The 20,781-nt window shown below is 44.8% G+C and carries 19 protein-coding genes; 15 read left to right on the top strand and 4 right to left on the bottom strand.

All coding sequences use genetic code 11. From position 1 onward, the window contains the following. Positions 1-103 precede the first annotated feature (103 nt). The 8 genes from ACQKMP_RS28325 (at position 104) to yajC (ending at position 7,926) form a co-directional block, all read left to right on the top strand. Positions 104-823, top strand: a complete 720-nt coding sequence (locus tag ACQKMP_RS28325) for a BofC C-terminal domain-containing protein (protein ID WP_197071247.1) — start codon at positions 104-106, stop codon at positions 821-823. A 253-nt stretch (positions 824-1,076) separates the two neighbouring features. Continuing rightward, the gene (gene ruvC / locus ACQKMP_RS28320) at positions 1,077-1,580 is read left to right on the top strand and encodes a crossover junction endodeoxyribonuclease RuvC (protein WP_036677679.1); all 504 of its coding nucleotides are present in this window, start codon (positions 1,077-1,079) and stop codon (positions 1,578-1,580) included. Continuing rightward, positions 1,577-2,194 carry a Holliday junction branch migration protein RuvA gene (ruvA, locus tag ACQKMP_RS28315; RefSeq protein WP_427472210.1) on the top strand — a complete coding sequence of 206 codons (618 nt, stop codon included), beginning with the start codon at positions 1,577-1,579 and terminating at the stop codon, positions 2,192-2,194. The genes ruvC and ruvA overlap by 4 nt, the downstream gene beginning before the upstream one ends. A 35-nt stretch (positions 2,195-2,229) precedes the next feature. Further along, entirely contained in the window at positions 2,230-3,237 is a 1,008-nt protein-coding gene (ruvB, locus tag ACQKMP_RS28310; protein WP_427472208.1) for a Holliday junction branch migration DNA helicase RuvB, read from the top strand. A gap of 32 nt (positions 3,238-3,269) precedes the next feature. Then, the gene (locus ACQKMP_RS28305) at positions 3,270-5,372 is read left to right on the top strand and encodes a SpoIID/LytB domain-containing protein (RefSeq protein ID WP_427472206.1); all 2,103 of its coding nucleotides are present in this window, start codon (positions 3,270-3,272) and stop codon (positions 5,370-5,372) included. Between the two features lie 9 nt (positions 5,373-5,381). Next, positions 5,382-6,410 carry a tRNA preQ1(34) S-adenosylmethionine ribosyltransferase-isomerase QueA gene (gene queA / locus ACQKMP_RS28300; RefSeq protein WP_042191125.1) on the top strand — a complete coding sequence of 343 codons (1,029 nt, stop codon included), beginning with the start codon at positions 5,382-5,384 and terminating at the stop codon, positions 6,408-6,410. Between the two features lie 21 nt (positions 6,411-6,431). After that, positions 6,432-7,568 carry a tRNA guanosine(34) transglycosylase Tgt gene (gene tgt, locus ACQKMP_RS28295; protein WP_042130504.1) on the top strand — a complete coding sequence of 379 codons (1,137 nt, stop codon included), beginning with the start codon at positions 6,432-6,434 and terminating at the stop codon, positions 7,566-7,568. 49 nt (positions 7,569-7,617) lie between these two features. Next, positions 7,618-7,926: a preprotein translocase subunit YajC gene (gene yajC / locus ACQKMP_RS28290; RefSeq protein WP_042191123.1), complete on the top strand. Its 309-nt coding sequence runs from the start codon at positions 7,618-7,620 to the stop codon at positions 7,924-7,926. A gap of 94 nt (positions 7,927-8,020) precedes the next feature. Here yajC and ACQKMP_RS28285 read toward each other — a convergent pair whose 3' ends face one another. Then, entirely contained in the window at positions 8,021-8,860 is an 840-nt protein-coding gene (locus ACQKMP_RS28285; RefSeq protein WP_256990033.1) for a phosphatase PAP2 family protein, read from the bottom strand. Between the two features lie 95 nt (positions 8,861-8,955). Then, entirely contained in the window at positions 8,956-9,348 is a 393-nt protein-coding gene (locus tag ACQKMP_RS28280) for a TIGR04086 family membrane protein (protein WP_427472203.1), read from the bottom strand. Positions 9,349-9,572: 224 nt separating this feature from the next. Between ACQKMP_RS28280 and ACQKMP_RS28275 the strand changes: the two genes are divergently transcribed. Then, complete coding sequence (locus ACQKMP_RS28275) at positions 9,573-10,337, top strand: DUF421 domain-containing protein (protein WP_042191118.1); 765 nt, start codon at positions 9,573-9,575, stop codon at positions 10,335-10,337. A 5-nt stretch (positions 10,338-10,342) separates the two neighbouring features. Here the strand turns inward: ACQKMP_RS28275 and spoVB are convergent, their stop codons facing one another. Further along, on the bottom strand, positions 10,343-11,938 hold the full coding sequence (gene spoVB, locus ACQKMP_RS28270) for a stage V sporulation protein B (protein ID WP_427472201.1): 1,596 nt from the start codon (positions 11,936-11,938) through the stop codon (positions 10,343-10,345). 196 nt (positions 11,939-12,134) lie between these two features. Between spoVB and ACQKMP_RS28265 the strand changes: the two genes are divergently transcribed. The 6 genes from ACQKMP_RS28265 to ACQKMP_RS28240 all read left to right on the top strand — a co-directional run bounded on the left by ACQKMP_RS28265 (position 12,135) and on the right by ACQKMP_RS28240 (position 18,980). Beyond that, positions 12,135-12,386, top strand: coding sequence for a post-transcriptional regulator (locus ACQKMP_RS28265; RefSeq protein WP_042191115.1), 252 nt, complete (start codon positions 12,135-12,137; stop codon positions 12,384-12,386). A gap of 227 nt (positions 12,387-12,613) precedes the next feature. Next, positions 12,614-13,864, top strand: a complete 1,251-nt coding sequence (gene secD / locus ACQKMP_RS28260; protein WP_042191112.1) for a protein translocase subunit SecD — start codon at positions 12,614-12,616, stop codon at positions 13,862-13,864. Continuing rightward, the gene (gene secF, locus ACQKMP_RS28255) at positions 13,854-14,753 is read left to right on the top strand and encodes a protein translocase subunit SecF (RefSeq protein ID WP_042191110.1); all 900 of its coding nucleotides are present in this window, start codon (positions 13,854-13,856) and stop codon (positions 14,751-14,753) included. Before secD ends, secF begins: the two co-directional genes overlap by 11 nt. A gap of 165 nt (positions 14,754-14,918) precedes the next feature. Next, on the top strand, positions 14,919-15,869 hold the full coding sequence (locus tag ACQKMP_RS28250; RefSeq protein WP_427472198.1) for a cation diffusion facilitator family transporter: 951 nt from the start codon (positions 14,919-14,921) through the stop codon (positions 15,867-15,869). A 29-nt stretch (positions 15,870-15,898) separates the two neighbouring features. Further along, positions 15,899-18,301 carry a single-stranded-DNA-specific exonuclease RecJ gene (recJ, locus tag ACQKMP_RS28245; RefSeq protein WP_427472196.1) on the top strand — a complete coding sequence of 801 codons (2,403 nt, stop codon included), beginning with the start codon at positions 15,899-15,901 and terminating at the stop codon, positions 18,299-18,301. A 160-nt stretch (positions 18,302-18,461) separates the two neighbouring features. Further along, complete coding sequence (locus tag ACQKMP_RS28240; protein WP_283908729.1) at positions 18,462-18,980, top strand: adenine phosphoribosyltransferase; 519 nt, start codon at positions 18,462-18,464, stop codon at positions 18,978-18,980. Positions 18,981-19,187: 207 nt separating this feature from the next. Here ACQKMP_RS28240 and uraA read toward each other — a convergent pair whose 3' ends face one another. Then, on the bottom strand, positions 19,188-20,501 hold the full coding sequence (gene uraA / locus ACQKMP_RS28235) for a uracil permease (protein WP_340972374.1): 1,314 nt from the start codon (positions 20,499-20,501) through the stop codon (positions 19,188-19,190). Positions 20,502-20,781: the final 280 nt, after the last annotated feature.

Here is a 20,781-nt window from a genome sequence, read left to right as displayed (position 1 = left end):
GTCAACCTTGCAATTAGGATAAAATAGCGATTATTCACAGAAAAGCGCATAAATGATCCCTTCTCAGGTCACAATAGGGAAAAACCAGAATGAAGGGATTAACGTGTCGCGCATAAAAAAACAACTTTGGCAGCGATGGAGACGTTGGAAAAAGGCGCTTTGGGTAGGGGCAGCTTGTTTAGCTCTTACTGTACTGGCATGGCGCAGTATGCAGGTACCTGAGGAAATCAGTGGACTGCTGACGGATTCTAGTTGGACGGATAGTGCCGAAAGCGAGTTGGCCGCAGCTGTATTTAAAGTAGGCGTGGACAGCGGTGAGGAGAAAGAGAAGGGCACCATAAAAAACGAACAACTGTTGCAGACGATCGCTCAAAGCGGACTCAGCAGAACCGTTCATTTAAAAATATCGTATGTATCTGGGGAAGAAGTTCAGACATTGCCAGGTGTAAAGAACCCGCTTCAGCTTAAAAAGATAATTCACGAACACCCTGCATGGAGCGGCTTCATCAGCAGTGATGGAGATTTGTGGCTGGAACAAAAAGTGAATGATCTATCGACCCTAACGAAAAAAGAAGCCTATATCGGGGTCGATGCATTTGGAAATTTGAAATTGTTTAAAGGCCCTCCGGTACAGGAAAAGGTTCTGAAGACCTTTTTTCAAATGGATATGGGTTCCTTGAAATCCTCCCTGCCGGAAAGTATTTGGAAAGAGCTTCATGAGGGCATTCGTGTACAAGATATTGAAGAGTACAACAGCGTATTGTCCACCTTCAGTGACTATGCGCGTGAGGCTGCCGAACATGTCATGCAGAATAAGCAATAGCATCCTTAAGCATATCAGCTGTCCTAAAGTCATTATTAATGGCTATAGGGCAGCTTTTTTTGCAAATATAAGAAAGTTTGAGGCTCTCATTGTAGGCCTAAAGTTGTCATTTCGCATCAGAGGGTAAACTTTTTTTCTCCCGGAAGGGGTATTTTTGCTATAATGGTTTGAAGGAATACATATGTTCGCTTCGTAGCGGAGTAATGGATGAAAACGGTGGAATAAACTGCCTGTTATAGAGGAGAGATCGTGCTTGCGCATTTTGGGAATTGATCCAGGGCTGGCGATTGTCGGTTTTGGCTTTGTGGATAAGGAAGGTCATAAGTTGACCCCGGTCCAATATGGTTGTATCCAGACTGAGGCTCACACGCCTGAGGAAGAACGTCTGCTGCATGTCTATGAAGGCATGGGTCAGCTCATTGATAAATATAAACCTGATGCTGTAGCGATAGAGAAGTTGTTCTTTGCACGTAATGTTACAACAGCATTGCCAGTAGCACAGGCCCGCGGAGTGACGATATTAGCTGCAGTACAGCGTGGCTTACCCGTCTCGGAATATACACCTATGATGGTGAAGCAGGCTGTAGTTGGTTATGGTAAGGCAGAGAAACGGCAGGTACAGGAAATGGTGAAGCTGCTACTGAAATTATCGGCGATCCCTAAACCGGATGATGTAGCGGATGCACTCGCGGTAGCGGTATGTCATGCCCATTCGAGCAGTCTTAATTCTAAATTAAATGAGGTATTGCGAAAATGATAGATTTCTTAAGAGGACCCGTCGTTCATTTAGAGTCGGAATATGTGGTGCTGGATGTGCAGGGCGTAGGATATCGGGTGTTCTGCCCGAACCCTTATGCTTTTGCTAAAGTAGAAGGGCCTGTAATGATCTATATTCATTATCAAACACGTGAGGATGCGACGCTTCTGTTCGGGTTCCCGACTCGGGAGGAGCAAAAATTGTTCCGCAAGTTGATTGAGGTATCTGGGATCGGTCCGAAGGTTGCACTCGGAATACTGACAGGTGGAACTCCAGATCAGTTGATCTCGGCAATTTACCAAGAGAATATAACCTTCTTAACGAAACTGCCGGGCATTGGCAAGAAGACGGCGCAGCGGATGATCCTAGATTTGAAGGACAAGCTGGACGGACTCAGTATGGCTTCCATGCAAACGGGATTATTTGCAGTTCCAATGGAAGAAGCATCGGATGGGTTAGCTTGGCAAGAGGCTAGGGATGCCCTTAAGGGATTGGGTTATACCGAAAGTGAATTGGACCGTGTGTGGCTCGCTATGAAAAAAGATGGCGCAGAGACAGGGACTGTAGATGTGTTGATGAAGAAAGCACTTGGGCTATTATATATTGCTAAGTAAAGCCGAACATATCCTGAAGAAAGGGAGCGATAGGAATGGATGACCGGATTATATCCGCTAATTTGATGATGGACGAGCAAGCGGTAGAATTAAGCTTACGCCCTCGTTATCTGGGAGAATATATCGGACAGAATCAGGTAAAAGAAAACCTGAAAATATATATCGAAGCAGCCAAAATGAGAAGTGAAGCGCTGGATCATGTGCTGCTCTACGGGCCTCCAGGTCTCGGTAAAACAACACTCGCAAACATTATCGCCAATGAGCTGGGTGTGAATTTACGAACAACGTCCGGTCCTGCTATAGAGCGGCCGGGAGATTTAGCCGCCCTGCTGACGAACCTGCAGGAAGGCGACGTGCTGTTCATCGATGAAATTCACCGCTTACACCGGACGGTGGAGGAGGTTATGTATCCGGCGATGGAGGACTTCGCGCTGGACATCATGATCGGCAAAGGGCCAAGTGCCCGTTCGGTACGCTTGGATTTGCCGCCTTTCACACTTATAGGTGCTACCACCCGTGCTGGCCTGCTGTCAGCGCCACTACGTGATCGTTTCGGAGTGGTCAGCCGCTTGGAGTTCTATACCATAGATGAGCTAAGCTTCATTGTTGCTCGAAATGCAGATCTTTTAGGGATTGAGATTATCGGAGATGCGGCGGAAGAGATAGCGCTTCGTTCCCGTGGAACGCCGCGGATTGCGAACCGACTATTGAAGCGAGTCCGTGATTTTGCTCAAGTGCGCGGCGATGGGATTATAACCCCTGAGATTTCTGGGGAAGCCCTGAAGATGCTACAAGTGGATCCACGTGGGCTGGACAGCATCGACCACAAGATGTTAAGAGCGATGATTTCAAGCTTTCGTGGCGGTCCTGTAGGACTGGATACGATTGCTGCTACAATTGGTGAGGAGAGTCAGACGATTGAGGATGTTTATGAGCCCTACCTGCTGCAGATAGGATTCTTGCAGCGGAGCCCTCGTGGAAGAATTGTAACCCCGGCCGCTTATCATCACTTAGGCCTTCCGCTCCCTCCGGAGCAGCATTGAGTCAGTAACTACATTTAAAAGGAGGATGCTGGATGAAGCATACGAAGATGAAATGGAGAGGAATAGCTCCACTAAGCAAAGGATTGCTAGCAGCTGCGATTGCTGTGGGAAGTCTCTTGATCCCTGCGGGTGCCAGTCATGCCGATTCTAATAGTACGATACGAGTTGCCCTTTATGCCGATATTGGTAGTAAATATAAATCTACCGTGCCAGTAGTAACTATGTTATCCACACAAAGCTTCACTTTGATGTCAAACCAACCAGGGAGCACTCCTTTGTTATCGGTGCCTGCCCAGAGCAGAATTCGTGTTAGTGTGGATGGTTATAGAGTAAAGGTAATGGAGACTTCAAGCTGGAAAACAGCTGCCGATGCGGCTAAAAAGCTTCAGTCCACCTCTGATAAGCCTCAAATTTATATGATTTCTAGAAATGGAACCAATGTATATCAGTTGTATACAGGTGTCTATGCCAGTGAATCTGCTGCCAAGGATGGGCTTACCCGTGTAGTAAAGGCAGGACTCGGCATTACTGCTGATCAAACCCCTGCGGTGAAAGGGGACAAGCATTTATCGGCGGGTCGCTATTCTTCGGAACAAGAAGCTGATACTGCTCTGAGTAGTATTACAGCTGCTGGTTTTGATGCCTGGAAGGTGTTTCTCTCAGGAAGTGATGGCAGTGCTCAGTTTGAGGTATGGGTAGGCGAAGCTGCGAACGACAAAGATTTGGGTGCTGTTCAGACCGCAGTGTCTGCAGCATTGCCACAGCTTGCTATGTCTGCTGCAACTTCACCTGGGTTAATCATGCGTCTGGATGCTGGGCTGGACCTTAGCAGCGAGACACAGGCTAATCATTATATGGTTTCCGGAAATGAAGCTAAATTTTTGGCCGTTGGCAGTGAGGCTGGAATTCAGCTCGAAGAAAGATCCAAGCGTACCTACCGTGGAAATATGGAACTAAGTAATTTGAGAGGTTCCCTAGCGGTTATCAATGAAGTGCCACTGGAACAATATTTGTATGCAGTGGTTGGAGGAGAGGTTTCCTCCAGCTGGCCGGATGAAGCTCTAAAGGCTCAGGCTGTCGCGGCCCGAAGCTATGCAATGGCGCAAGGCAACCGTTTCGAAGTAGCGAATGTAGTAGATTCTACATTGAGTCAGGTATATAACGGAATCGGATCAGAGGCTCCAGTTATTATTAAGGCAGTGGATGCTACTGCCGGTGAAGTATTGATGAGCGGTGGTAAAGTTATAGAGGCTGTGTTCTCCTCGAACAGTGGCGGAGTAACCTCTGATCCATCAGAGGTATGGGGCAATGGTGGAGATGCATTTGCCAGCGTTCCCAGCAAAGAGGATGTCGCAGCTACCGCGACCGCTAAGAAGTGGTATTATTTACTGCTCGCTAATGGCACCTCTGGATACGCACGTGAGGATAACATTAAATTGACAGGAAATAAAACTGCAGCGGGACTGGATATAGCGACAGCCACCACTAAAGATGTCAATGTACGCCCGCTTCCTGCTGTTGAAAGTAGTGTAAGTGCGGTAGGTAAGCTGAATCCAGGCGAGAATGCTGTTGTTCTAGACAAAGTCTATGAGTCCGGTAGTTATAGCTGGATCAAAGGGCCATACACCTCTGCCGACCTTCTAAAAAGCTTGCAGGGTAAAACAACTAGCGCGCTTCCTTCTAGCATCCTTAATCTGCAGGTCACTCAGCGCGGCCCTTCTGGAAGAGCGATTCAGGTGAAAGCAAATGGTCAGGCACTGGATGTGAAATATCCTGATATGTTCCGTTCTGCGTTCAATGGATTGCCAAGTACATTGTTTGATATTGTACCAGCCGGAAGTTATACTGTATTAGGCGCTGACGGTGCTACCAGCACGATTGGAAGTTCACAGAGCGCAGGTGTACTCTCTGCATCAGGTAAGGTTAATGTGAACGGTAGTGGAACTGTAGTGATGGGTGGGGATTCCTCAGCCAGAGCGATTACTAACAGTTCGGGCTTTCTGTTCATTGGCCAAGGATACGGTCATGGTCTAGGCATGTCGCAATGGGGCGTGAAAGGCATGGCTGACAGCGGGTATGATTACAAGCAGATATTGCAACACTATTATCAGAACGTTACTATAGTTAAGGAATGAAGACAGACCATGAATGTAGACGCATATGATTTTCATTTACCGGAAGAATTAATTGCCCAGACACCACTCTCTGACCGTAGCTCTTCTAGACTGCTCTTAGTAAATAAGGAGGATGGGGAGCTGGCTCACCGGCATTTTACCGATATTATTAATTATTTTCAACCGGGAGATACGCTTGTTCTGAATGATACGAGAGTCATTCCTGCCAGATTGTTTGGGGCTAAAGAAGATACGGGGGCTAAAGCTGAAGTGCTTCTCCTTAAGAATCTGGGAGACGATCGTTGGGAAGCTCTTGTAAAGCCAGGTAAAAAACTCAAGACAGGAGCGGTTATCATCTTTAGTGATGAGCTTCGTGCTGTTATTGAGGACGAGGCTGATATGGGTGGACGAACGCTTCGGTTCATTTATCAGGGTATTTTTCAGGAGATTCTGGACAGGCTGGGAACAATGCCACTGCCTCCTTATATTAAGGAAACACTCGATGATCGGGAACGATATCAGACCGTTTATGCTAAGCATGAGGGATCAGCTGCTGCTCCTACAGCAGGGCTTCATTTTACCAAAGAACTGTTGGATCAGATTGAAGCCAAGGGTGTGAATATTGCTTATATTACACTTCATGTAGGTCTCGGAACGTTCCGTCCGATGTCTGTTGAGAAGGTTGAAGAGCATGTTATGCATTCAGAGTATTTTGTAATGTCTCAAGAAACAGCAGATACTATAAATGCTACTAAGGAACAAGGTGGTCGCATTATAGCGGTAGGGACAACTTCTTGTCGGACACTTGAAACAGTCGGAAGACAATGCGAAGGCGGTCCACTAGTGGAATGTAGTGGCTGGACGGATATTTTCATCTATCCGGGCTATAAGTTTAGTGTAGTTAATGCGTTAATTACTAATTTTCATTTGCCGAAGTCTACTTTGGTGATGTTGGTTAGTGCTTTGGCAGGTCGGGAACATATTCTAGCTGCTTATGAAGAAGCGATAGAGCAGAAGTACCGGTTTTTTAGCTTTGGAGATGCAATGTTTATTTACTAAGGTAAGAGGATGGGTTAACTTATGGCAGCAATTACTTATGAGCACATCAAAACGTGCAAACAATCCGGAGCAAGACTTGGAAGAGTCCATACTCCACATGGTGTGATTGAGACACCTGCATTTATGCCAGTCGGCACACAAGCTACAGTCAAGACAATGAGTCCTGAAGAACTGAAAGAGATGGATGCTCATATTATTTTGAGCAATACGTACCATTTGTTCCTGAGACCTGGCCATGATATTGTTCGTGAAGCAGGCGGACTGCACAAGTTCATGAACTGGGACCGTCCCATTCTAACGGATAGCGGAGGATTTCAAGTATTCTCGCTTAGTGACATGCGCAAGATTACCGAAGAAGGCGTTCATTTCCGTTCCCATCTAAATGGGGATAAGAAGTTCTTGTCTCCTGAAGTAGCTATGGAAGTTCAGAACGCACTTGGCTCTGATATCATGATGGCATTCGATGAGTGTCCTCCATTCCCAGCGGAATATGACTACGTGAAAAAATCATTGGAGCGTACAACACGCTGGGCAGAACGTTGCCTGAAAAGTCATGCTCGCCCGAATGATCAAGGGCTGTTCGCTATCGTTCAAGGAGGTATGTATGAGGATCTTCGCCGTCAGAGCGCGGCAGATTTGACTTCCATGGATTTCCCGGGGTATGCTATTGGAGGGCTCAGCGTCGGAGAGTCCAAGCAGCTAATGTATGAAGTGCTGGATTATACAGTTCCCCTGCTGCCACAAGGCAAACCTCGCTATTTGATGGGCGTTGGTTCACCGGATGCGCTGTTGGAAGGTTCAATCCGGGGAGTGGACATGTTCGACTGTGTTCTGCCTACCCGTATTGCTCGTAATGGAACAACGATGACCAGTCAGGGAAGACTCGTTGTACGCAACGCAAAGTATGCCCGCGATTTTGGGCCGCTTGATCCGGAGTGCAACTGCTATACATGCCGGAATTATTCCCGCGCTTATTTGCGCCATCTAATCAAAGCCGATGAAACCTTCGGACTTAGATTGACGACATACCATAACTTGCACTTCCTGTTGGATTTGATGCGTAAAGTGCGCGAAGCCATCAAGGAAGATCGGCTGCTTGATTTTCGCGATGAGTTTTTTGCTAAATACGGATTATATGATAATCTTAAAGGCTTCTAAAGCTTCGTTGAGGTCCATGTTTTAATGTGCTTTGAAAGGGGGGAGAAATATGTTTCAATATGCAGCAGCAACAGGCGGAGGTAGTATACTGGGTCTTGTAGGTCCATTCGTACTTATGTTTGTAGTATTCTACTTCTTGCTGATTCGTCCGCAACAGAAGAAGACCAAAACACGTAATGCAATGTTGAAGTCTCTGAAAAAGGGCGATAAAATCGTTACTATTGGTGGTCTTCACGGTACGATCATGGAGATTTCCGATGATATCGTGGTTCTACGGGTCAATGATGTAACTAAACTGACCTTTGATCGCGGTTCCATTAGTCACTCCGTTGCCACGGACGTGGAGGAGAAAGTATAGTTTCGTTATTTAAAAGTACATAAAAAGCGGTGTCTTCTCATTAAGAGAATGACACCGCTTTTTTGATGTTCATCTTTCATCGTGATCTATGGGTTTAACGCATATCCGTTATTCGGCTGCGAACGGTGAGCGATTCTTCACGTCCCCGTAAGGTTAATTTGGCAAGCTGTACACCAACTGTTGAAGCTAGGACTGCTAGCAGAGTGCCGCCTATCATATCTGTAAGCCAATGAATGCCCAGATAGAATATACCAAAGACGATTACGACTGCGGAAATACTCGTAATGACCATCCACCGGCGGTTTCCTGAACGGAATGCCAGTAATGCCATCGTAACGGAAATGGACGTATGTAGACTCGGGAAGCAGTTGTTGAGACCGGATAGAGGGCGGTACTCTTGCTCAAACTTCGGAAATACATCCAGCATAGTAAATCTAACGCCTGCAGGTACATAGGACCATACCTCATTTACAGGGAAGTATAGGTAGAATGGAATTGCTACAGCATAGTTAATGATAATAGCATAGCAGGTAGCGTACAGCATCACACGGTTCTTATCTAACAGATAGACACCTAGAGAAGCTGCTAGTACAGATTGAAGCATGAAAATGTAGAAGAAAACTATGATAGGCGTTAGCCATGGACTATAGAATATATCCTGAACAGCTTGGACAAAATGCCCCTCTAGCCCAAATACAAATGATGTATAGTCTGAGGTAAGATGCATTTTTTCTTCAATTTGTAGTTCGTATTTATTCAAGACCAGTACACCAAACATGCCTACCATCAGTAGCAAAAACTTGTAGGATCGCAGCATCTCTTTTCCGATTTCAACTAATGCCATGATTGGATTTCGACGAGCGCCAATCCATACTAATATCACTACTAATGCAACTGTGTACAAAACAATATGATTCATTGATTGGTAAAACAAAGCATTCGAAGCCTCCTTGATTCTCTTTATGAAGTCAGATGATCACAGTTTAACATATTTCCAAGGAATGTTTCGAATTTTATGGAATAATAATTTTAGCTTTTCTGTAAATTAACCCCAAACATTCCGCCAAGTGCACCAATTGCTGCCGCAGCTAGAACCCAAAGAAGGTCAACACCAGAGGGTGAGCTATCCAGTGCCAGAAATCCAATTAACAGAACGATAATCCCGTAAAAGACTCCTGTAAGACTTCCCTGGTACCAGCCTTTGTTCGTGGCTCTGCGACCGGCGGTTAGTCCTCCGAATGCTGCGGCTATGCCGTGTACTATATAAGTGTACATTGAGAGATCCTGCTCCTTCAGACCGCTGCCCCATAATAAAAGAGAGAGGACAAACGCGCCAAGCAGCATCCAAAGGAATGATCGACATAGGCCAGACAATACAGGATTGGCTATTCTCCATGAGAACAGGCGCCGGATTAAATACATGGTACAACCTCCTAAAGTTTTTTTAGAAAATAATCTACATAAGTTATTATTCATTGTATGGGAAGGCTTGCCCCAATAGTACAAGAATGGGCATTGTAGCCTTTTTACCATTAATTAATATGTGAGCTTCCGAATGTTCCCTGTGCTGAGCGGTCAGAATAGGGTTACATTAATCCGCCCGAGAAAACAAGTCTGCGGGTGAGAGTGGAGGGGAGCGAAGCTATATGTCCCAGCATATCACTACCCATATTTTCTTGACCGTGCTGATGTATTTCTTCATATTCCTGTGCATGCGTATCATGGGGAAGAGGGAAATCGGTAAGCTATCTGTATTTGATCTAACGATCTCAATTATGATTGCTGAGATTGCTGTTTTTGTGATTGAGGATATTAATCGCCCGATTTACGAAGGTCTGGTTCCGATGGCCACACTGGTTATCATTCAAGTTGTGGTTGCTCAGCTCAGTCTTAAGAGTAGAAAGATTCGGCTGTTAATGGACGGTAAACCGAGCATACTTATTTCTGGAGGCAAGCTGCACCGGGGAGAGATGCGTAAACAAAGGTACAATATTGATGATCTATTGCAGCAATTGCGTGGTCAGAACATCGCTAGTCCTGCTGATGTGGAATTTGCGATTCTGGAGCCCAGTGGACAGCTTACCGTTTTCGAGAAAGACAAAGGACTTTCATCTTCCAATCAAACAGGCAATAGCAGTTCAGTTGCTGAGAATAATAAGACCGATGAGGATGCAGATGTAAGCAGTCAGAAAGTTAAACTGCCAAAGAACAAAATCAGATATGAAGGGCTTCCTATTCCATTGATTATGGATGGAAAGGTCCAGGATCATAATTTAGAAATGATAGGAAAAACAAGGTTCTGGCTAAGAACACAGATCCGCCAAAAGGGAGTATCAGATTTTCGGGATGTATTTCTTTGCTCCATAGACCATAAAGGCCGAGTTTATGTTGACCGTTTGGACAATCGATAACCATTCTAAAGCCAACGCTTAATGAAAGGCAGTCGATCCAAATCACGAAGGGAAATAAGGCCAGCTAATAGACTGAGACCGAAATACAGGGCCATTCCTATCGCAGAGGCAAATAAAAATTGAATCCATTGTGCTTCTGCAATGGGAATGGAGATGTATACATAACGCACGCCTGCTCCCATAATGATCATTGCACATAAGGTCTTAATGGTATCGGTTATTCGTAAGGATAATGAAATTAGACTGACTACGCTGTACCCGTGCAGTAGAGTAACAAGAACGCTGTTCACAATAATGGCGATGATTGCGCCGTAGATTCCGTATTCTGGTTGTGAAGCTAATATAACAATCAGAATGATTTTGACTACTGCCCCAATAAGAGTATTGATGAGTGCCCTTCCTGGTCTGTCCATAGCTTGAAGTGCAGCTTGTAAGGGGGCTTGAACATAGATGAACAAAGCGAAAGGGGCCATTAGTTTTAGCATAGGAGCGGTGTCCGGATTTCCGTATAACAAGTTGCATAGTGGGACTGCCAGTACATACATAAGAACAGCAAAGGGAGCCCCTGTTACAAGAGAGAGTCGAAGAGCTTGGTGCATTCGTTTGTGAATGGTAGGCAAGTCCTTTCTCGCGGCAGCCTCGGATAAGGAGGGAACCAAAGACACTGCGAGAGAGGAAGTTAACGCACCGGGAAGCAACAGTAAGGGGATAACCATTCCCTGTAAAGACCCATATTGAGCAGTCGCGGCGGCTGTTGCGATTCCGGCTAGTGCAAGACTACGTACGGTAATTATAGATTCCAATAGATAGGAAAAAGAACCGACAAGCCGGCTTGCCGTAACAGGAATTGATACACCTAGTAAACGCCGTAGTATGGGGGAAGTTGATTGTACGGCATCTGGATCAGGAGGTATAACTTCCTTCTCAAGCGTTTGCTGTTCTGAGATGGGGGTTATTTTTTTATCCTTTTTCGTGATGACATAATATTGCCACAGAATGGCTAACATTCCGCCAATCTCTCCCACCGTTACGCCTAGCATCGCCCCTGCAGCTGCAAAAGCGATACCTTTAGGTAACAGCAGCCAAGAGAACCACAGCATAAAAAATATTCGCACGATAGACTCAAAAACTGAAGAAAGTGCGGAAGGAATCATGTTCTGCCTACCTTGAAAATAACCGCGGTATATTGCAGATACAGCAACAATTGCAATCATTGGGATCATGGCAATAAAAGTATAATAAACTCTGTGGTCTGTTAAGATCACATTGGAGACCCATGAAGCACTGACCAGCGCAACAATGGTAAAGAAGATTCCTAGTCCGACACTAAGGGTAAGGCCAGTCCGTAAAATTTGCCGCGATTTCTCAGGGCGGTTCTCTCCCTCTGCTTCCGCTACCATCTTTGCAATTGCTAGGGGAAGTCCGCCTGTAATAACAGTAGCCAGCACGATAAAGAAAGGGTACGCGAGCTGATATAGACCCACACCTTCTGCTCCAATGATGCGTGGCAAAGCAATTCGGGGTATAAATCCAAGCATTCGATTAATGATGCCGGCGGCAAGCAAGATTAAAGTTCCTTGTATAAAGCTCTGTTTCCTCAAAGGTCACGCCTTCTTCCCCAAATGAAATGAAACGCTGGCCAACTTGTCTATTCTTATGGATATGCTATACCCCTATCCCGGCATGCCTTGTTTTAGTAGTTGTAACTTTTTGTGACGGAAGGAGGAAAGCAGAGAACTTGGGTCGAATACCTATGGTAAGCATACGAACACGAGCGATCTTTGGAGGTGTCATCACGTGGAATCGGAACAGTGGAATCATGATCAACATAGTGAAGAAATCGAAGCCATGTGCCGCAGCAAAGCTGAAGAATTCCGGCTCCTCGGCTATGAGTATGTAACCAGCAAGGATATTTGGGATTGTATCAGTCGTAATTATGATAAGGACGGAATGCCTCCCTTACATAAGCTGGTAAATGATATTTATTCCTTAAAAGCCAATAGTTACATGACTTATTTGACTCTTGCAGCTTATCGGGGGTTGAACTGAACAATACACATCTCGCTTCTTTTCTTTGCGAAAAGCTTTATAAAGCAGTAAAGTAAGAGAATAATAATAACTTCACATCTCCTATATAAACGGATGTCTTGCTGATATGTGCAGGGGCGGCCGTTTCTTTGTGTGAGTATAGCTATGACTATGCTGTGAATTGACGGTCATTTCACGTGTAGCTATAATAGGAATATTGAGTGAATGAAAGGGGAACTAGCTAGAGCATGAAGAGACTAATGGGCTTTATTATTACCGTGCTCGTTTTGACAGGCGTCATGGCATTTACTACTCCTGGACTGCTGGACAAGGTTAGACTTGGTCTTGACCTGAAAGGCGGATTTGAGATTTTGTACCATGCAGAGCCTATGGAAGCGGGAGCAGCGTTGTCCCGAGCTTCACTGTTGAAAACAGCAGAAAGTTTGGAAAAACGGGCCAATGCGCTCGGAACCAGTGAACCAGAGGTTACAACTGAAGGTACTGACCGTATTCGTCTGAAAATTGCAGGCGTTACTGATGAAGCCGAGGTTCGTAAGAAGATGAAGGAGCCTGCAGTTCTGACTTTCCGTAGTGCTGCTGAAGGTGACGCTGAAGGTACTTACAGCAAGATCGAACTGGTAGGTAGTGATTTTGTTGAAGGTGCGGCAGAGGTTGGACGGGATAACCTGAATCAGCCAATCATCAGTATCAAAATAAAGGACAAGGATAAATTCGCAGAGATTACCAAACGCCTCTTAGGAAAGAATCTCGCAATTTATTTGGATGAGAACAAACTATCTGATCCTACGGTACAAGCAGTACTTACCGATGGTAGTGCGTCTATTTCCGGTCAGTATACAATTAAAGAAGCACGTGAACTGGCTGACACTATTAATCTTGGTGCGTTGCCACTGAAACTTACTGAGAAATACTCCCAAAGTGTGGGTGCAACACTTGGTAAACAATCGCTTGATCAAACGATCAAAGCCGGTCTTTTGGGTTCTTTGATTATTCTTATCTTCATGATCGGTATGTATCGCTTGCCAGGTCTCTTGGCTAGTTTTGCGCTGATCTTGCATACATGGCTGCTAATTGTAGTCTTTGTCTTAGCTGACTTCACATTGACGTTGCCTGGTATAGCCGCATTTATTCTGGGTATAGGGATGGCCGTCGATGCCAATATCATTACAAATGAACGGATAAGAGAAGAAATGCGCAGTGGTAAAAGTGTACTTTCCTCTGTTAAAGCAGGTAATAAATCCTCTTTCCGGACAGTAATGGACTCCAATGTCACAACTGTTATTGTGGCAGGTGTCATGTTCGCCTTCGGTACAGGTGCAGTCAAAGGTTTCGCATTGGTACTGATCGTGGAAATCGTTCTGAGTATCGCTACGAATCTTTATTTCTCCCACTGGTTGCTTAGCCAGCTTGTTAAAGCCGGTAAGCTGAACAAACCGAAGAGTTTCGGTGTTAAGGAGAGTGATATTCGTGCGCTTTAAGAAAGAACTTGATTTCGTACATTTGAGTAAATTTTTCTATGTTTTTTCTATCGCCCTTACAGTGGCAGGTTTGATTTTCCTAGCAACCTTTGGATTGAATTACAGCGTTGATTTCAAAGCGGGATCTAATGTTGATATCTCTCTGTCTAAGAATTTGACATTGGAAGAGGTTAATTCAGCAGTTGAAAAAACTGGGATTTCAAGTGAGCCAAGCATTACGATAGGAAGTGAACGGGTTAACGTTCGTTATGATCAAGTGCTCGATGAGCAACAAGATGAAGCTCTTAAAGCAGAGATCTTGAAGCTGGACGAAAAAGCATCGTTTGAGATTAACACCGTGGATACTGAAATGTCTAAAGAACTTGCACGCAATGCGATCTATGCGGTTCTCATTTCTTGTCTAGGGATTATCATTTATGTAAGTATTCGTTTTGAATGGCGGTTTGCATTGGCAGCTATTGTTTCATTGATCCATGATGCCTTTATGGTCGTTGCAATCTTCTCCATCTTCCGCTTGGAAGTGGATTTGACGTTTATTATTGCGGTGCTTACGATTATCGGTTATTCCATCAATGATACGATCGTTATCTTTGACCGTATCCGTGAGAATTTGCGTTTTGGTAAACAAAAAACCTATGAGGATTTAAAAGAGCTTGTGAATAAGAGTGTGGCTCAAACGCTTATGCGTTCTCTTTACACAGCATTTACCGTATTTATTGCGGCGTTCTTCCTGTTGATTCTTGGAGGCGAGTCCATCAAGATGTTCTCGCTTGCGATGGTTATCGGATTGCTATTCGGAGCGTACTCCTCTATCTTTATTGCAAGTCCGGTCTGGCTACTGCTTAAGAAGCGTGAAAAGATAAAGGTAAAGAACCCGGCTAAAGGGTAATGTCTCTAGAGAAATAACATGGCTACACTTGAATGAAAAAAACATCAACTTTATAATTTAAGAAAGCCGCGTCAAATGCGACGCGGCTTTCGAAATCTTTGGGGTAGTATGTCATGTGTATTGTATCATCATGAGATTACTTGCTAGTGGTAAGGGGGGCCTCGTATGAATAAAGAACGATCACCGCAAAGCAAGACGGTTGCTTGGACAGGGATCATCAGCGATGTTACTTTGGCAGTAGCTAAGGGGAGTTTTGGCTATATTTCAGGTAGCAAGGCTTTAATGGGCGATGCATTATATTCTGGAGCAGATGCTGCAGCTAAATTGGCGGATATTCTCCCATGGCGCTCTGAACAAAGCAGAAAGAGCAAGCAGCGGATAGAAGAGCGACGAGGGAATAAGGAGCCGCTTTTAGCTATACTTTTTTCGGTATTAATTCTTATGGGGGGGCTGCAAATCGCCTTCTCTGCAATCCGTGACTTAACCGAGGGACAGTCATCCACTCGCGGAGAACTTGCACTTGTAACTGTCTTACTATCTATTGTACTTAAAGAAGCTGTATTTCAATATCAATATCGGTACTTTAAAAAAATAGGTGATGGCAGTCACGCTGCTTATGCCAATAGTCATCGTTTCAGTTTGTATACTTCTATCACAGTATTAGTTGGGATATCGTTATCAATGGGGGGTACCTATTGGCATCCTCTACTCTATATGGACCCTATTGCTGCACTTTTAACAGGATGCTTAATTCTACGTAAAGGTTATTTGCTCATTGTTAATACTGTTAGTGTTAAGAATGCGCAGGAGCTACCTTCTGAGGAGGCAGCTAATTTTATTGAAACCGTACAACGTGTTCATGGTGTTATTCGTGTAGAATATTTGAAGGCACTTGAGCAAGGGAATTATGTGAATCTGCAAGTGAAGATCAGTGTAAATCCGCGTATTACGGTGATGGAAGCACAGGATATTTCGGAATGTGCAAGAAAGTTGCTGCAGCACAGGTTTGTTCATGTTGGTGAGGTACATATGGACGTAGTTCCTTATGATCCTGGCTATCCATACAAAAGTAATTATGAATTGGTGGATAATGATATTCCGACGCTGCTTCAGTAGTTCGCAAGGTGAGAGAAAGGTGAGCGCTATTGCTTTATTCAAAAACAAGATGGCAATCTCCGGCAGCCGATCCCGACGTCGTAAGGGATATGGCCCGGAGCCTTTCTATTTCTCCGCTCTTATCCTCACTATTAGTGACTAGAGGAATTGATACGCCACATGAGGCTCTATCGTTCATGGATGGCGGTGTGGAAGCTCCGCATGATCCGTTCCTTCTAAAAGGAATGGCCGAAGCGGTTCCCAGAATTAGAAAGGCTTTAAAAGAAGAAGAACATATTCTGATTTACGGTGATTACGACGCCGATGGTGTGTCCAGTACAGCATTAATGATTCATTTGCTGCGTTACTTAGGCGCTTCCTTTGATATTTATATCCCGCACCGTTCTAATGAGGGCTATGGGCTGCATAATCATGCTTTGGATTGGGCTTTACAGCAGGGTGTATCCTTGATCATTACTGTAGATACTGGCATTAGCGCCTATCATCAGATTGCTTACGCTAATGAACTCGGGATTGATGTGATTGTTACGGATCACCATGAGCCACCAGAGCTTCTCCCAGAGGCTTATACGTTGATTAATCCGAAGCTGCCCGACTGCCCCTACCCGTTCAAAGGATTGGCAGGTGTAGGTGTAGCTTATAAGCTCGCCCAGGCTATGCTAGGGGAGGAAACTCCCGAAGAATGGGCAGAGATAGCTGCTATCGGTACTGTAGCGGATTTAATGCCGCTGCTGGGTGAGAATCGTGAGATTGTTCGAAACGGCTTGGTGAGTATGCGAAATTCTCGATTCCCAGGTATTCGTGCCTTACTCGATGTTAGCGGCGTAACCATGAGTACTGTGAGCGCGGTTAATATCGCTTTTGGAATGGCGCCTCGTATCAATGCGAGTGGTCGTCTGGATCATGCTGGACGGGCAGTGGCGTTGCTTACAACCGAGCATACTGATGAGGCAGAGCAACTGGCTGGGGAGCTTGATCTGCTTAATAAAGAACGCCAATTGGTCGTAGAAAGAATTGTAGTGGAGGCCACTGCAAAACTGGAGCAGGTGACTCAGGGTGGAGAAATACCAGACATCATAGTCCTTGCTGAACAAGGTTGGAATGTGGGTGTGGTAGGCATAGTGGCTTCCAAACTGCTGGAGCGTTACTATCGACCTGTAATTATTCTGGATATTCATCCGGAGACCGGCATGTGCAAAGGTTCTGCCCGCTCTATTCCTGGACTTGATATATATGCGGCCTTATCCTCTTGTTCTAACTTAATGGATCATTTCGGTGGTCATCCAGCAGCTGCGGGAATGAGTCTGCATCGGGACGGCTTAGAAGCCTTCGCTGCGGCATTAAATGAATACGCTGCTACTGTGTTAACACCGGAGCATTTCGTTCCTGTTACTTCTGCTGATGCAGAAGTGTCGATTTCCGATGTGTCCCTACAGACCGCGCTTGAATTGGAAAGGCTTGCACCTTTCGGGATGTCGAATCCATTGCCAAAGTTCATCATTCGCGGGGCTACAGTGAAAGAGACACGCACCATGGGGCAAGACGGAAAACACTTGAAGATCGTCTTGCAACAGGGTAAGAGTACGATCGAAGCCTTAGCTTTTGGTAAAGGGGATTTGGCTAAGCTGCTCCCTGTGGGCACCCCGATCAATGTGCTGGCTGAACTGTCGATCAACGAATGGAATGGCTCGAGGAAACCACAGCTGATGCTACAGGATTTATCAGTTCAGGATGCTCAATTATTTGATCTTCGTGGTGCTGCTGACGCTGTACGGCAGGCTGCACATATTAGAGAGCTGCTGCTTCCCTATAGCGGTGCTGGCCCATATCGTGCTGCAGCAGTGTTTCAGAGTGGACGTATGTCTTCACAGACTGAATTGATAGGAATGTCCTTCTGGGTATATGATAAAGAAGCTGGCATTAGCGCCGCTATTAAGGATGATTCGATTCAGGAATCAGGGCATGTCTCACTGTTATGTCTACTGGATATGCCGGAGACTCCTGAACAACTAGACGCGTTACTAAAGGCTTTTCCTAATGCTGATAATATTGCGTTATTGCATTCTATAAAGGATGGCCGAGAACGACTTATCATTCCGACACGGGATCATTTTAAAATACTCTATAAACTGCTGGCTTCGATCACTGCTGTTGCAACGCCAGAACATGAAGTGCTGCTGCGGCTAAGTCGACAATCCTCATTAAGTATTCGAATGCTTAGTAATATGCTAGATGTGTTCGAGGAGCTGGATTTTATCGAAAGAAGTCACGGAAGTGTGACCTTTATTACGCAGCCTACAGCTAAAAGCCTTACAGCATCAAGACATTTTGTCAGACTGGGGCAGATGGCGGAAATGGAGCAGTACTTCATGGAAGGTAGCTTGTCTGAACTGCAGGATTGGATGTTATCACGCCGTTTAGGCGTATCATAAAGACTAAACAAAACAAAGCAGACGCTTACGAAGCAAGTTTTGCCGAAACGGACTCAAAGTAGCATATGCTAACAAAACAAAGCAGACGCTTACGAAGTAAGTTTTGCCGAACCGAACTCAAAGTAGCATATGCTAACAAAACTTTTAGGAGATGAAAAATTTGGATTTTAAAGATAGTATTCGCGTGATTCCTGATTTCCCAAAAGAAGGTATTAGTTTTAAAGATATCACCACCTTGTTAAAAGACGGTGATGCATATCGCCAGGCAATTGATGCCTTGAAAGCTCTTGTATCCCACTTAGAAATCGATGTGATCGCTGGACCGGAAGCACGTGGTTTTGTAGTTGGTGCACCTCTTGCTTATGCATTGGGCGTAGGCTTTGTGCCGATTCGAAAGAGTGGTAAACTGCCGTATGAGACTATCGAGGTTGGATATGATCTTGAATATGGTAAAGACACACTTGCTGTTCACACGGATGCCATTAAGCCTGGACAAAATGTATTGATTGCTGATGATTTGTTAGCAACAGGAGGTACTATAGCTACTTCGGTTAGCCTTGTGGAGCAGCTTGGTGGTAAAGTGGTAGGCGCAGCGTTTTTGATTGAATTGGTTGAGCTTGCTGGACGTAATAAGCTTTCTGGAATCGAAGTTATTACATTAGTTGATTACGAAGATTAATACGATAAACTTGTCTTTTCCCGGGAAATAAATTGGGATTTATGTATCGAATAATGTGGAAAAGTGCAAACAACAGCAATTCTCTGTCACTACTAGCGGAGGGTTGCTGCTTTGCAATTTTTTGCTCAAAAGAGATTCGAAAAAAGACTGCCCAATCCATAAAATGGATCTGGAGCAGTCTTTTTGAATTATTAATTCATAAATAAATTAGTGAGCAGCTTTATCGCTTTCTCCACCTTCATTAGACAGTCCAAGAACTTCAATGAGTTTGAAGAATATGGCTAGAACGATACCAACAATTGTAGCTAGAGCCATACCACTGAGTTTTACATTACCTATAGTAAGGGTTGTACCACTAATTCCGACAACAAGCACCAACGTAGCCATAATCATGTTAGTGGCTTTGGAAAAATCAACTTTTTGCTCTACGAAGATTCGCAGACCGGATGCAGCAATTACACCGAACAACAGTAGTGATACACCACCCATTACAGGTGTTGGGATGTTAGCGATAACGGAGGAGAAAGTACCGGAGAACGATAGCAGAATTGCAATCACTGCTGCGCCACCGATCACATATACAGAATAAACTTTAGTTAATGCCATAACCCCGATATTCTCACCGTAGGTTGTATTTGGAGTAGAACCGATAAAACCGGAGATAATTGTAGATATCCCGTTACCCATCAGAGATCGATCAAGTCCAGGGTCTTTAGCTAAATCTCTGCCAACAATATTGCTGGTTACAAGTAAGTGTCCAATATGTTCAACGATTACTACTAGCGATACTGGGATGATAGTCAGGATTACATTCCAATCGAAGGATGGAGTAACAATGGTAGGGTGCGCTAAAAAATTCGCATTAGATATTGCAGCCGTATCCACCATTTTCATAATATAAGCTAAACCATAACCAGTTACGATACCGATGAGGATGTGAATGATTTTTGGGAAACCGCGGAAGAGTACAGCTCCAATTACGGTTACGCCCAGTGTCACCATAGAAAGTGTGATTGCTTTGCCATCTGGAGTCCAGTCTGCAACTGCAACACCTTCAGGGGCAATAAGTCCTGCCATTCGCGCGGCAACAGGCACAAGTTCAAGTCCGATCGTTGCTACGATAGCTCCCATTACTGCTGGAGGGAAGACAACATCGATCCATTTTGTTCCTGCATAACGGATGATCAAAGCAACGAGCACAAAGATAACACCTGTGATGATGAAAGCGCCCAAAGCAAGCGAGTACCCTTTCATATGATCATCTTTATGATCAGCAAGCACTGATAATACGGGTGCGATAAATGCAAAGCTGGAGCCAAGGTAGGCAGGTATTTTACCACGGCAAATCCAAATGTATAGCAGTGTGCCGATACCGTTCATCAGCAAAATCATGCCAGGGTCAACCCCGAACAAGTTAGGTACTAGCACTGTACTGCCAAACATGGCGAACAGATGCTGTAGGCTTAACAGAAAACCGGGGCCCCATGGAAGTTTTTCATTAACTTGAATTTCGCGTTGCAATGGAGTTCACTCCTCTTTCTTAATGGATATGATGTTGTCCAGCGAAAATCCGCCTTTACTAGATTAAATAGAACTGGACATTTTTACAACAACATTTTCACAAGTGTTATTAATTTGTCCGATTTTCATAACTTTTACTTCTTGAATACCATGAGATGGCAAGTGTTGACGTAATCCCTCGTAAGCGTCATAATTATAGACAACTTTGAACAAGAGCGTAAGTTGCTTGCGAAATGATTGGAACCTGCAGATTTCAGAATGATTGCGGGTTCATTTTATT

This window comes from Paenibacillus sp. NPDC101420 (assembly GCF_050277435.1).
Classification (GTDB): domain Bacteria; phylum Bacillota; class Bacilli; order Paenibacillales; family Paenibacillaceae; genus Paenibacillus_AQ.
The sequence above is the reverse complement of the archived record's forward strand: the minus strand, read 5'-3'. Positions and strand labels throughout refer to the sequence as shown.

Coding starts and splice junctions, on each gene's coding strand:
- ACQKMP_RS28250 (WP_427472198.1), top strand. CDS start 14,919: ATGAATAAAGAACGATCACCGCAAAGCAAGACGGTTGCTTGGACAGGG.
- ruvB (WP_427472208.1), top strand. CDS start 2,230: ATGGATGACCGGATTATATCCGCTAATTTGATGATGGACGAGCAAGCG.
- ACQKMP_RS28275 (WP_042191118.1), top strand. CDS start 9,573: ATGTCCCAGCATATCACTACCCATATTTTCTTGACCGTGCTGATGTAT.
- queA (WP_042191125.1), top strand. CDS start 5,382: ATGAATGTAGACGCATATGATTTTCATTTACCGGAAGAATTAATTGCC.
- ACQKMP_RS28280 (WP_427472203.1), bottom strand. CDS start 9,348: ATGTATTTAATCCGGCGCCTGTTCTCATGGAGAATAGCCAATCCTGTA.
- tgt (WP_042130504.1), top strand. CDS start 6,432: ATGGCAGCAATTACTTATGAGCACATCAAAACGTGCAAACAATCCGGA.
- yajC (WP_042191123.1), top strand. CDS start 7,618: ATGTTTCAATATGCAGCAGCAACAGGCGGAGGTAGTATACTGGGTCTT.
- secD (WP_042191112.1), top strand. CDS start 12,614: ATGAAGAGACTAATGGGCTTTATTATTACCGTGCTCGTTTTGACAGGC.
- ruvA (WP_427472210.1), top strand. CDS start 1,577: ATGATAGATTTCTTAAGAGGACCCGTCGTTCATTTAGAGTCGGAATAT.
- ACQKMP_RS28305 (WP_427472206.1), top strand. CDS start 3,270: ATGAAGCATACGAAGATGAAATGGAGAGGAATAGCTCCACTAAGCAAA.